This window comes from Streptomyces sp. NRRL S-495 (assembly GCF_000966955.1).
Taxonomy (GTDB): domain Bacteria; phylum Actinomycetota; class Actinomycetes; order Streptomycetales; family Streptomycetaceae; genus Kitasatospora; species Kitasatospora purpeofusca.
Genome location: NZ_JZWY01000825.1, coordinates 1 through 11,153, shown reverse-complemented (window position 1 = coordinate 11,153; position 11,153 = coordinate 1). Strand labels below are relative to the sequence as shown.

Genomic DNA, 11,153 nt, shown 5'->3' with positions numbered 1-11,153 from the left:
CGCCATCAGGTTCAGCACCTCGGATCGCCCCGACGGCTGAAGTGCCGGGTTCTCGGCGTTGTGCCGGTCCAGGCGGTCGTGGACGGCCCCGAGCCGGGCCAGAGCAGGTTCGTGCGGCCCCTCGGGGCCGGGGGCGGTCTGTCGGAGCTGGGAGATGACGTGGCCGAGCGGGTCCGGCTCTGCCATCGGGGTGCGCAGCGAGGTGATCAGGACGCGTTGCCGGACGAGCTGGGTGACCAGCCGGAGGACGGCCCCCGGCGGTGCGTCCGGGAACTCGGCGGTGACCTTGTGGACGAGGTCGTCGACCCGGACGGCATCCCGGGCGGCGGCCAGGATCGCGTCGACGGGCGGGGTCCGGCGGACCGTGACCTCCTGCGGTTTGCCGTCCGGCGCGGAGGGCTGGCGACAGGGAAGGACCAACCGCTCGCCGCGCACCCGGCACGTGGTGTCGGCGGTGACCGTCAGCTGCCCGAGCAGTGCCCGGTCCTGCTCCAGTCGGTCCACCACGGCGGCCAGCCAGGCCGCGTCGGGCCGCGCGATCGCGCGATGCTCCTCGCTCCAGGCGAGCGAGGTCTTGTCGCCCAGCCGGACGGGGGCGACGCCGGCGAACAGTCCGAACGGTGTCGCGCGGTGCCGCATCCGCAGGAGGTAGCGGACCAGGGACCCGCCGATGCGGCGCAGCCGCCGCTCGGAGGCGACCAGGCCAGCCGTCGCGGCCTCGACGCGAGCCGCCAGGGCCGGGCTTGCCACGGTCACCGCGTCGGCCACACCCGGTAAGCCCCACGCTTCGGCTATCCACCGGCTCCACGCGGCCCGGTCCGGTCCGTCCTCGTTGCTCAGGTCCGGCCACGGCGTGGTGACCGGTGTACCAACGGCGGCGCGCAGCAGCGCGTCGTCCACGGCCCGGAACATCCCCTACCCCCAGTGTGTTTGTCGGTGATCGGCCCCCTTGGCGGGCCGGGACCTCGCGGCCCCGGCCCGCCGTTCGGTCAGGCGACGCAGGTGCTGTTCGAGCAGGCGCTCGCGCAGGTCTCGCCGCAGCCGTCGTCGGTGTTGCTCATCAGCTCGGCGATCACCGGGCCGTGCTCGACGACCGTGATGTCCAGCTCGAAGTCGCTGGCGCTGGTGGCGTTCGGCATCTGGTTCCTCCTGGTGGATGTGGTGCGCGGTTGGGGGTGGGCCTGGCTCGGGGCGGCCGGTCAGGGCTGCTGGTCGGGCCAGGAGATCGAGATGCGGGAGTGGGTCTTGTCGACCACGCGCCCCTCGGGCAACTGACTGTCGGGGGTGTCGGCGGGGTGGATCTCGATGCGTGCACCGGGCCCACCCCGGTGCTGCCGGTCCCAGGTGCGGATCTCGTCCACGAGCTTGCTCGCGGCGGCGGAGGCGGCCGGCTGTCGTCCACCGCGCGAACGGTGCGGTAGGCGAAGGTGCCGCCGACGACGAGCGTGGCGACGCCGAGGGGAGAAGCGGACGCGACGATGCCGGCGTCCCGAGCGGAGACGGTGGCGGTCAGCCGGGCGTGGCCGTCGAAGGCCGTGGCCAGCCACAGGTCGAGGTCGTGGGTGGGCTCCTCGCCGCCGACGGTGACCCCGGACCACGCCTCCTGCCGCGGGGAGACCAGGGCCGCGCGCAGCGCCTCGACGTCGACCTGGTCGCCGTCGTCCAGGCGCAGCCCGACCTCCTCGTTCGGGGCCTCGTGCAGGAGCACCAGTTGCTCGCGCTGTTCGCCGGCTCCCTGCATGGGGACGAATCCGCACAGCTCGTAGCCGCGGCTGACGAGGTGGTCGCCCTCGCGGACGAGGAGGAAGGAGCGCATCAGCCCGCGAAGGCGCAGGGGCACGACGATCCGTCCACCGGGCGCGAGCTGGTCGACCCAGGCCGGCGGGATGTCCGGGGCGCCGACGGTGACCTCGATGAGGTCGTAGGGAGCGCGGTCGGGCGCGCCGTACTCGGCGTCGGCGGTGACGACGTGGACGCCGTCGTACCCGGTGTCGGCCAGCAGGCGGCGGGCCCGGTCGGTGACTTCCGGGTCGATGTCGAGGGTGGTGACGGTGCCGCCCGGCGCCACGAGTTCGGCGAGGTAGGCGGCGTTCATGCCTCCGGATCCGACCTCCAGGACGTTCTCGCCCGGCCGCGGGTCGGCCTGCTCCAGCATGATCGCCTGGATGTTCGCGGCCGAGACGGAGCTGATGGCCAGGCCGTTCGGGTCCCGTTTGGTGACCACGGCGCGGTTCGGGTCGTAGGCGTCGGTCGGGGAGGCCTCGGGGGCGAAGACCTCGCGGGGCACCGATCCGATGACGTCGGCGATCCGGTCGGTGCGGATCGCGTTCTGGTCCCGCAGTTGTTTCACCAGGCCGGCGCGAAGCTCGTGCGGCGATGGGGTGTTGTTCATGGGTGCTCCTTCGTGTCGGTACGCGCTGATCCTCGCGTCCTGGTCGGACGGCGCGCTCCCCGCGCGACAGTCCCGTGCTTCGGGGACCGTCACGCGGCGGCGCCGGGTGTCCGGGAGGGGTCGTCGGCCGGCGGCCGCTGCTGGGTGAGGACGGTGCGGACGTACTCGGCGGCGGCCGTGCCGCGGCGCATCCGCTCCGGCCGGTAGAGGCACGCCTGCACGATCGCGGCGACGAGCGCACCGCTGTCGCCTTCGTCCGCGAGCCACCCGTTGGCGTCGTAGCCGCCGTTGACGATGTCCTTCTCCAGGCTTCCGCCGGTGGTCCCGACCACCGGCAGGGCGGTGGCCATGGCCTCGTAGGCCGCCGTGGTCGTCTCCGGCGATGCGGCGAGGAACACGTCGGCGGCCGCGAACAGCATCGGCCGACCGTCGACGCCGGGGTCCGGTACGAACAGGACATCGGTCGGCCTCGGCGCCGGAGCGGCCACGACGCCGCACAGCAGCAGGACGGGGGCCAGGTGTTCGGGCAGGCGCCGCTGCGCCTGCCCGATGGTGTCGAACAGAACAGGCACCGCGCGCCGCTCCGCGTCCGTGACCGCGCTGATCACGATCGGCCGCAGGCTCGCTTCTTTGGTCCACAGCATGGTCCTGACCCGTGCGATCGTCTGGTGGTCCAGCAGGGCGTTGGGATCGATCGCCCGCGTCAGAGCACGGAACCGTTCCTCGGGCTCGAGGGCCCTGGGGCGGAAGACCGTGGTGTCCACGGAGATCATGGCTTGTCCTTCGGATGGTCGCAGTGGTGTATGCCAAGTGGCCGAGACAGGGCGGGCAGCAGCGGGACGGGACGGTGTCAGCGCGCCAGTTGGCGAGCGCGGCGCCGGGGCGTGCGGGCCCGTCTCAGTGCGCTGGCCAGGTCGTGGGGATGGGTGAGCGGCGGCAGGCCGGTGGGCGGCACGAGCCAGGTTCTTCCGTCGACGCCCGGCAGGCCGGGGCCGGGCATGGGCACAGTGATCGCCGGGAAGCTGCCCGCCGATCGTCCGATCAGCAGGCTGTCGCGAATCTGCCACGGCTCGTCGCGGCGCGCGGCGATCAGGAACTCGACGGCGAGGCGCCGGTCGTCGCACAGGACGGGTCCGGTCACAACACCGGCGGCCTGCATGTCGCGCAAAGCCGCGATGCCCAACTGCTGGTCGAGAACGCGGACAACGGCGAACCTGCCGCCCACCTCGATCGCCGCGAGCTGCCCGGACCGCCAGGCCCGGAAGGCATCGCCCGCCCACCGGTTGGCGGAGGCGAGCCAGCGCGCGCCGAGAAGATTCATGGCGGCGGGGGTGTGCGGCGGGACAACCGTGGTCGGGCCTCCCCTGATTACGGTCCTCACGAGGGCTTCCTCGTCCTGTCGGTGGTAAAGGCGAGCCGCGCCCAAACCGTCTTGGTCGTACCGGTCGTCGTCGTGCCCGCGCGGTCTGCCAATGCATTCACAATGGCGAGGCCTCGCCCACTCTCGTCCTGCGTGATCGGAACGGCCGGCAACGCCAGGTCCGGCCGCCGGTCCACGACCTCGACCCGGACGCCCTCGCTGGTCTGCCGGAGCCTCACATCGACGTCGTCGTGCGGCCGACTGCCGTGCCGGACGGCGTTGGCAACAAGCTCGGAGCAGATGCAGACGAGGTCGTCCGCCACATCTCCCTCCCACCCCCACTGCCTGAGCACGGAACGCACCTGACGGCGGGCGACCGGTACCTCGGCCGGCGTGGCCGTGAAGGTGGCCTGCCAGTGGCGCAGGTGCAATCCAGACCGCTCGACGACCACCATGTACCTCGCTCCCGTCCTCAGGAGCATCAGGACGCCCCTGCCTCGTTCGCTTGCGGGGATCAAGCGTGGACCCGGCACGCGGACAGAACCATCACCCCCAGACCGACACATGACCCCCATTCAGGGGACCGCGACGACCGACCCCGGACAGTTCGGCGACACTTCTCCCGAACCCCTGTGAGCGCCCTGGCATCAGTGGTAGGCAAGGACCGAAAGGTAGTTCGCAGCTGGGGCTGCGGCCCCGAAGGGACCGCGATGAGCAACCTGTTCGATGCCTTGGTCACACGCGACAAGATGGACTTCCGCAAGTTCCTCGCCGAGTACCGGCGGGCCGCACTCGCGCTCTACCAGGCGACCGGCGACACCGCCTATCGGAATGCCACGCTGACGGACAAGAGCTTCCAACGCTGGCGCAACGGAGATGTGGGACGGCCGCACCACCCCACTCCGGAAATCCTCAACAGCATGTTCGGCCGGCCCGCCGACGAACTGCTCACCCCCTGCACCGACGAGCAGGTCCGATCGCTACTGGCGGTGGCGGATCCTGTGCTCGATGAGAGAGAACTGGCCATGACCGCACGAGATGCCCGTGCCCACGCCGCCGAAGCGGCCGCCCAGCAGCTCCCCGACCTGTCCCTGGACCAGCTCGAGGACGACCTCGTCCACCTGGTCCGGTCCACCAACACCAAGCCTCCGCACCTGGTCTTCATGACCGCCAGGGAACTGCTCGGGGTCGCCATGGTGCAGCTCGACCGCACCCAGGTGCTGTCGCAGCGACGACGTCTGTACCTCGTGGCCGGCCAGGCCTCGGCGCTCCTGGCGGCCTGCGCCTTCGACCTCGGCGCCATGCCCCACGCGTTCGAACTGACCCGGGCCGCCGCCCTGTACGGCCAGGTCGCCGAGCACGGACCCCTCCAGGCGTATGCGCACGCGTACCTGGCCGTCCTGTACTACTGGAGCGGCAACCCCTCCCAGGCCGTACGCAAGATCGTGGAGGCCCGGGCCTTCCCCGGAGTCGGCGCCACCGGAACGGCCCGACTGGCCGCGATCGCGGCCCGGGCCTACGCCCACCGCGGCCAGGCCGACGAGGCCCAGCGAGCCGTCGCGGAGAGCACCGCCGACCGTGGGCCCGCCAGGGACGATCTTCATGACGGCCTGGCCGGCGAGTTCGACTTCAGCCCGGAGCGGGTGGCGATGAGCAACAGCGCCACCTTGTTGCTGCTCCGGGACGGCCACGGCGCCGAAGCGTCGGCGCGCCGGTCGCTGGAACTCGGCGCGGCACACGCGGTGAGCTCCAAGCAGTTGGTCGTCGCACCCCAAGCTCGCGCGGACCTGGCATCGGCCCTACTGATGCGCAACGAGCTCGACGGCGCCGCCGAAGCGCTGGGACCGGTGCTCGCCCTCCCCCGGGAGTGGCGCGGGGCCGGCCTCACCGTCAGGGTCAACGCGGTCCGGGCCGAACTGGCCTCGCCCGCGTTCCGCGGCACACCGGTCGCCCAGGACCTGGCGGAACGGATCGAGGACTTCACCGCGGTCGCCGCACCGAAAGTCCTCGGCCCGGCCACCGGGACATCGCGGCTCGCACTCGAAGGACACGGCGGATAGTCAGCGCACGCTCTCCAGAACAGCCCGCTCCTTGTCGGGGTCGATCCCGTGCTTGGCCCACCGCCGGTGCGGCACGGGGACGTTGCCCCGGCACAGCCAGGACCAGGTGTCCGCAACGGTCTCCGCGAGCGGCCGGCTGACGAAGCCGGCCGCGACCGCGGACGACGAGTCGATGACGGACACCCCCGGGTGGCTCCACCACAGCGGCAGCTCCGTCCACTCGCGCAGGCCGTGGCCGAGCAGAACCTCGTCCTCCACCCACACCAACTCCCCTGCACCGCCGGTCACTTCCACGCACGCCCGGAGCATTCCCCCCATCGTCTCCCGACCGGCCGGCGAGGCCAGGTTGTGGACTTGATGCCCGGCCCGCACCACCTGACCCAGCGCGAACTCGGCGACGTCGCGGATGTCGACCGCCTGCACACCCCGGCCCGGATCACCGGGTGCGAGGATCCGCCCGCCCTGCGCCGCGCGGCGCAGCCACCAAGGCAGCCGGCCCACGTACTCCCCCGGCCCGAGCAGCACTCCCGGGCGGAGCAGGCTCGTCCTGGCCAGCCCGAAGGTCTCCGTCACCGCGCGTTCGGTCCCCGCCTTCCGGCGCCCGTAGTCGGGGTTGACCCCCGACCCTCCGTGCGACAACCGCCCGGGATCCAGGGCCGAGTCGGCCGCGGCCTCCCACACCGGCGAGTCGACGCCCAGGGGTTCGGTGGGCCACCCCTCGTACACCGCCACCGTGGACACGTACACATAGCGGTCGACGACCGGCTCCAGGACCCGGGCACTCACCAGCACGTCGCGCGGACCGAGCGAGGACGCGGAGGTGTCGATCACCGCGTCCCAAGGGCCGTACGTGGCCAGCCGGGCGAGGTCCTCGGGCCGCTCCCGGTCACCGTGCAGCGCGGTCGCACCCGGCACCGGCTGTCCGGTGCGACCTCTCGTGAAGGTGCTCACGTCCCAGCTACGCGCCAGCGCGCCGGCCACGATGGCCGGACCGAGGAACCAACCGCCACCCAGGACCAGAATCCTCATGGAGCGATCCTGCCAGCCACAGCCCTCTGCCGCAGCCCCCGTTCACCGAGTCGTCGACCACCGGTTCGAGGCGCCGACCGGTGGAGACCCCCAGCCCGGCGCCGCACTCGTGATCACGTTCCGAATCCAGCGGCCGTGACCGCCCGTGAGGTCGGCCGAGTACGGCACGATCACGACCCGGTGGTCCAGCCACTCGAGCAGACACCGCAGCGGCGCCCACCGCGCGGCCAGCCTCAGGCTTCCTGGAGCCAGGTGAGGTCCTCGGCATCGATGTAGTGGCGCCCCCTCACCTGGACGAACACCTTCCAGGTGGTGTCCAGGTCACCCATCCACTGCCTGGTCCAGCTCAAGGTGGCCCCCGCGCCGTCCTGCCTGCGGCTGAACTCCCCCTCGAAGCGTTCGGTGAAGGCGAGGAACTCCGTGCCGACCGGCAGCTGGTACGGGGTCTTGACGATGGTGGTGGTGCCGCCGATGCGGTCGTAGAGCGAGGTGCCCATCTTCAGCCGGGCGACCGGCTTCGGCGGCACATGGTTCACGTCGACCTGGTCACCGTCCACGTAGTAGGCCGGCTCGGCGTCGACCCGGTAGAACTTCTTGCGCACCTCCCGCGGACCGAGGCCCTCGACCCAGACCTTGCCGTCGAGCCCGTACTCGGCTCCGGCGGCGCACTCGTCGAAGACGAACCGCTCGATCGTGAGGCCGGGCGGCAGGGGATCATCCTCCATCGGCACGAAGCTGTTGTGGTCGAAGATGTCGACGGCCCGCACCTTCCTCGTGTACCGGGTCGCCGGCCGGCGCACGATCCCGGTGTTGGGGGCGGGCCGCTCCGCGGACTCGTCGATCGGCTCGCCGGGCACCGCGGGCTGCGGCGCGAGTTCGGTGGGCGTGACCCAAGCCGTGCACCGCGCGTCGGAGCGCCCGCTGGTCTGCTCCGGGACCAGGTGATCCTCCGTGCGCCCGAGCGCCCGACCCGTCAGATCGTTGACCAGCAGGAAGCGGGTGCCGCCCGCCTGCTCGATCCCCCGCCACGCCTGCCGGCGGACCACGCCGCCGTCCCGCTCGTTGAACAGGGCACGCAGAGTGATGTTGACGGTGGCACCGAACGGGGCGTTCATGGCGGTGATGTACTGCCCGCTCCGGGCGTTGCGGATCCGCACGAGGTCGTCCCGGAACGCCTCGGCGTACCAGTGCTGCTCCTCCTCGCCCTGGTAGTCGGCCAGGGCGAGCTTGCCGGCGTCCGGGGTGGCGACGCGGCTCGGGTCGGTGTGCAGGCGCAGGACGAAACGGCCCGTGGGCCAGGAGAACGACATGTGCACGAGCCTTCTTGTTCCGGAACAGCTGTGTCAAGAACAGGATCTGACCCTGCTGTATGACCGGCGACTTCGAACAAGTGGGTATCGCTGAGGGCCCAGACCAGCTTGCCGGCCGTCGGGCGCGGTCACCGTTCCGCCGGGAGCGGGGAGGTGGAGGGATGGATGGGAGATCGCCCGGCTCGCAGCGGACGTCCAGGGCTTCCTCGCCGAGAACAGTCGCCCTCACTCCGGAGGACCAGGAACCTCGCGACGTCCTCACAGGGAAGACGCCCAGCGTCACGGCGCTGCGACGCCTCCCCACCCCAACCGCTGACAACGGGGCTGTCAGGACCTCCCCGACAGCCCCGAGAGTGTGGTGCCCACGCGCTCCGGGGTCACCGACCAGGAAGGGACCAGTACTGCGGCCGGTCCACACGGCTGGTGGCAGGTCCGTACCCCGGGGCCGGCGTGGGGTAGATCGTGACGGTCGACAGGCCGTAGTTGGCGCGCACCGTGCCGCCGTCTCGGCATTCGCCTGCGCGACGAAGCACGTCCGGTCGAAGTAGACCGACGGGATCGCGACAAGGCCACCAGCAGCTGCCTCAGCTCGTCGCGGTGCGGGTGGGCGAGGGAGCTGCCACAGCCTCCGACGCACCACCCTTGAGGGACCTGCCAATAGCAGAATGGTTGAGACCAATGACGTGACGAGGCGTCAGGGAAGTCAGCAATTGGTCAGCATTGATCCGACCAAACGCTGTCACAGACGCCCACACGTGAGAATTCAGGGGTCTCCGCCCGGACCACCGATGCCACCCTCCACGCCACTCGACCGCTGACGGAGGGCACCCTTCGGCAAGCCGTCGCAGCACTGGATCCGACCAGTCTCCCGCGGCCCGACCGCGCACATCTCCGCAGGTCAGCGCACCCGTCCGCGGGCCTTCAGCGGGATGTCGGGGAGGGCCGGGGCGTGGAGGCGGGGGCCGTCGTAGCCGTGTACTTCACCGAAGCGAAACCCCTTTTCCCAGTCATTCCGTGCTTGTACGATCTCCTCACCGGATCGGCCGATGAAGTTCCACCACATGACGAGCTTCTCCTCGAAGGGTTCGCCGCCCAGGAGCAGGAGGGTGGCGTCGGTGTCGGCGTGGAGGGGGAGGGTGCGGCGGCCGGTGCCGAGGTAGAGCATGGCGCCGGGGTCGAGGGGGACGCCGTCGACGGTGGTGCGGCCGGACATGGTGAGGACGGCGTACTCGAAGTCGGGGTCCAGGGGGAGGTGGAGGTCGGTGGCGGCGGTGAGGGTGAGGTCGGCGCCGACGATGGGGGTGTGGGTGGTGCCGGGGGAGGTGGCGCCGTCGAGGGTGCCGAGGATGACGGTGGCGTGCAGGCCGGGGGCGGTGACGGTGGGCAGGTCGGCGTGGTGTTCGAAGGCGGGTTCGCGGTGGCGGTGGGCGTCGGGGAGGGCGACCCACAGCTGGGCGCCGTGCAGGAGCGGGGCGTGAGGGCGGGGGGACTCCTCGGAGTGGGAGATCGCCCGGCCGGAGGTCATCAGCCCCAGTTCGCGGGGGCGGACGGTCCGCAGGCTGCCGAGGCTGTCGCGGTGCAGCACCTCGCCCGCGTGCAGCCAACTCACGGTCTGGAGGCCCATATGGGGGTGCGGCGGCACCTGCATGCCCGGCTCGTCCGCGATGTCGTCCGGACCGTAGTGGTCGACGAACGCCCAGGCGCCGACCATCCGCCGCCCCAGGTTGGGGAGCAGACGGCGGACCACGGTACTGCCGCCGAGGGAGGCCTCGCGCGGGGCGAGGAGTTCGTGGACGGGGCCGCCCGGGGTGTCGGCGCGGCCGCCGCGGACGGAGGGGTTGGGGCTGTCGGCGTCAGGCATGGTGGGCTCCGTTGGCGGCGCGCGGGGCGGCCGGGACGATGGGGGTGCCGGCGGAGACGGCACGGGTGACGGGGGTCCGGTCGGCGATGTCGAGCAGGCGGGCGCGCTGCGCCTCGTCGAGGTCGCCGATCAGGTCGATCCGGCGGGTGATCCGGACGGCCTTCTCGGGGCCCTTCTCGTAGCCGAGGTGGACGCGCACGGTGGTCAGCGGCCACTGCTTGCGCTGGGCGTACATCCGCAGGGTGATCGCGGTGCAGGAGCCGAGGGCGGAGAGCAGCAGGCCGACCGGGGTGGTGGCGGTGTCGGCGCCGCCGGCCGATTCGGGCTCGTCGGCGGCGAGCCGGTGGCGGCCGGAGCGGATGTCGACGTGGTAGTCGTCGGCGGTGCTGGTCGCGACGGCGGCGGCGGAGCGGACGAACTCGGCCGGCTCAGCGGACGGGGCAGGCTGGACGGCGTGCACCGCCTGCACGGGCGCGGCGTCCGGGGCTCCCCCGGTGGCCTCGGCGGTCACAGGCCGAACCGCTCGTGCTGGGCGGCCGGGACGAGGTCGTGGTAGTCCGGGTGCTTGGTCAGCCAGCCGCGGATGAAGGGGCAGTACGGCAGCACGGCGAGCTCACGGGCACGGGCGTCGTCGAGCACGGCGCGGGCGAGGATGCCGCCGAGGCCCTGGCCGCCGAAGCGCGGGTCGATCTCGGTGTGGATGAAGGCGATCTCGTCATCGTGGCGGAAGTACTCGGCGAAACCGGCGAGTTCGCCGTCGGCGGTGATCTCGTAGCGGGACTTCTCGGGGTTGTCGGCGACGGAGGTCGTCGTCATGGCGTACTCCTCGGGGTCGGGCCCTGGCGTCGGAGTTAATTTAGCATTCAACTAATGGTCGATCAAGGACCGCCGGAGGGGAATCCGGCGGTCGGCACCCCGGGTGGACCCGCGGCGGGACTCAGGAGAGGGCGGGACTCAGGAGAGGGTGACCGGCGGGGGCAGCGGGTGGCAGCCGTCCCAGGACGCCACCTGGCCGGGCGGGCAGGAGACCGGGCGCGGCGGCAGGGTCGGGGCCGGGCGGGGCGGCACCGTCCACTGGCCCGGGTCGGGGCCGTCGTCGGGGTCGGCGGGCGGCTTGGGGGCCGTGGGAGGTGCCTTGGGG

Annotated in this window: 12 protein-coding genes and 1 pseudogene; 1 reads left to right on the top strand and 12 read right to left on the bottom strand. The window is 72.0% G+C overall.

Annotated features, from left to right (window positions below; translation table 11 throughout):
• The 6 genes from VR45_RS34290 to VR45_RS34270 all read right to left on the bottom strand — a co-directional run.
• The coding region (locus tag VR45_RS34290; RefSeq protein ID WP_199926054.1) for a lantibiotic dehydratase at positions 1 to 900 on the bottom strand (900 nt) is incomplete at its 3' end.
• An 89-nt stretch (positions 901 to 989) separates the two neighbouring features.
• Positions 990 to 1,139 carry an FxLD family lanthipeptide gene (locus tag VR45_RS44785; RefSeq protein ID WP_078897145.1) on the bottom strand — a complete coding sequence of 50 codons (150 nt, stop codon included), beginning with the start codon at positions 1,137 to 1,139 and terminating at the stop codon, positions 990 to 992.
• Positions 1,073 to 2,392, bottom strand: a complete 1,320-nt coding sequence (fxlM, locus tag VR45_RS34285) for a methyltransferase, FxLD system (protein ID WP_234326445.1) — start codon at positions 2,390 to 2,392, stop codon at positions 1,073 to 1,075. Before fxlM ends, VR45_RS44785 begins: the two co-directional genes overlap by 67 nt.
• 89 nt (positions 2,393 to 2,481) lie before the next feature.
• Positions 2,482 to 3,165 (bottom strand): glycosyltransferase, encoded by a 684-nt coding sequence (locus tag VR45_RS46225; RefSeq protein ID WP_045943812.1) that lies wholly within the window; start codon positions 3,163 to 3,165, stop codon positions 2,482 to 2,484.
• Positions 3,166 to 3,242: 77 nt separating this feature from the next.
• The gene (locus tag VR45_RS46220) at positions 3,243 to 3,713 is read right to left on the bottom strand and encodes a hypothetical protein (RefSeq protein ID WP_159394457.1); all 471 of its coding nucleotides are present in this window, start codon (positions 3,711 to 3,713) and stop codon (positions 3,243 to 3,245) included.
• 56 nt (positions 3,714 to 3,769) lie between these two features.
• Complete coding sequence (locus VR45_RS34270; RefSeq protein WP_045943816.1) at positions 3,770 to 4,207, bottom strand: ATP-binding protein; 438 nt, start codon at positions 4,205 to 4,207, stop codon at positions 3,770 to 3,772.
• A 255-nt stretch (positions 4,208 to 4,462) separates the two neighbouring features.
• Here VR45_RS34270 and VR45_RS34265 point away from each other — a divergent pair, with 255 nt between their 5' ends.
• A complete protein-coding gene (locus tag VR45_RS34265) occupies positions 4,463 to 5,812 on the top strand; it encodes a hypothetical protein (protein ID WP_052709595.1) in 1,350 nt (449 codons plus the stop codon).
• Here VR45_RS34265 and VR45_RS34260 read toward each other — a convergent pair whose 3' ends face one another.
• The 6 genes and pseudogenes from VR45_RS34260 to VR45_RS34235 all read right to left on the bottom strand — a co-directional run.
• A complete protein-coding gene (locus VR45_RS34260) occupies positions 5,813 to 6,841 on the bottom strand; it encodes an NAD-dependent epimerase/dehydratase family protein (RefSeq protein WP_045943810.1) in 1,029 nt (342 codons plus the stop codon).
• A gap of 233 nt (positions 6,842 to 7,074) precedes the next feature.
• Positions 7,075 to 8,151 carry an RICIN domain-containing protein gene (locus VR45_RS34255; RefSeq protein ID WP_045943809.1) on the bottom strand — a complete coding sequence of 359 codons (1,077 nt, stop codon included), beginning with the start codon at positions 8,149 to 8,151 and terminating at the stop codon, positions 7,075 to 7,077.
• Between the two features lie 898 nt (positions 8,152 to 9,049).
• Positions 9,050 to 10,012 (bottom strand): pirin family protein, encoded by a 963-nt coding sequence (locus VR45_RS34250; RefSeq protein WP_045943808.1) that lies wholly within the window; start codon positions 10,010 to 10,012, stop codon positions 9,050 to 9,052.
• Entirely contained in the window at positions 10,005 to 10,523 is a 519-nt protein-coding gene (locus VR45_RS34245; protein ID WP_199926053.1) for an OsmC family protein, read from the bottom strand. Before VR45_RS34245 ends, VR45_RS34250 begins: the two co-directional genes overlap by 8 nt.
• Positions 10,520 to 10,828: a GNAT family N-acetyltransferase gene (locus tag VR45_RS34240; RefSeq protein ID WP_045943807.1), complete on the bottom strand. Its 309-nt coding sequence runs from the start codon at positions 10,826 to 10,828 to the stop codon at positions 10,520 to 10,522. The genes VR45_RS34245 and VR45_RS34240 overlap by 4 nt, the downstream gene beginning before the upstream one ends.
• Before the next feature lie 138 nt (positions 10,829 to 10,966).
• Positions 10,967 to 11,153 (bottom strand): annotated as a pseudogene (locus tag VR45_RS34235) (PrsW family intramembrane metalloprotease); the annotation flags it as partial.

What these genes read in the sequence shown, in the direction of transcription:
- VR45_RS44785 (WP_078897145.1), bottom strand. Translation starts at nt 1,139, where the DNA reads ATGCCGAACGCCACCAGCGCCAGCGACTTCGAGCTGGACATCACGGTC.
- fxlM (WP_234326445.1), bottom strand. Translation starts at nt 2,392, where the DNA reads ATGAACAACACCCCATCGCCGCACGAGCTTCGCGCCGGCCTGGTGAAA.
- VR45_RS46225 (WP_045943812.1), bottom strand. Translation starts at nt 3,165, where the DNA reads ATGATCTCCGTGGACACCACGGTCTTCCGCCCCAGGGCCCTCGAGCCC.
- VR45_RS46220 (WP_159394457.1), bottom strand. Translation starts at nt 3,713, where the DNA reads ATGAATCTTCTCGGCGCGCGCTGGCTCGCCTCCGCCAACCGGTGGGCG.
- VR45_RS34270 (WP_045943816.1), bottom strand. Translation starts at nt 4,207, where the DNA reads ATGGTGGTCGTCGAGCGGTCTGGATTGCACCTGCGCCACTGGCAGGCC.
- VR45_RS34265 (WP_052709595.1), top strand. Translation starts at nt 4,463, where the DNA reads ATGAGCAACCTGTTCGATGCCTTGGTCACACGCGACAAGATGGACTTC.
- VR45_RS34260 (WP_045943810.1), bottom strand. Translation starts at nt 6,841, where the DNA reads ATGAGGATTCTGGTCCTGGGTGGCGGTTGGTTCCTCGGTCCGGCCATC.
- VR45_RS34255 (WP_045943809.1), bottom strand. Translation starts at nt 8,151, where the DNA reads ATGTCGTTCTCCTGGCCCACGGGCCGTTTCGTCCTGCGCCTGCACACC.
- VR45_RS34250 (WP_045943808.1), bottom strand. Translation starts at nt 10,012, where the DNA reads ATGCCTGACGCCGACAGCCCCAACCCCTCCGTCCGCGGCGGCCGCGCC.
- VR45_RS34240 (WP_045943807.1), bottom strand. Translation starts at nt 10,828, where the DNA reads ATGACGACGACCTCCGTCGCCGACAACCCCGAGAAGTCCCGCTACGAG.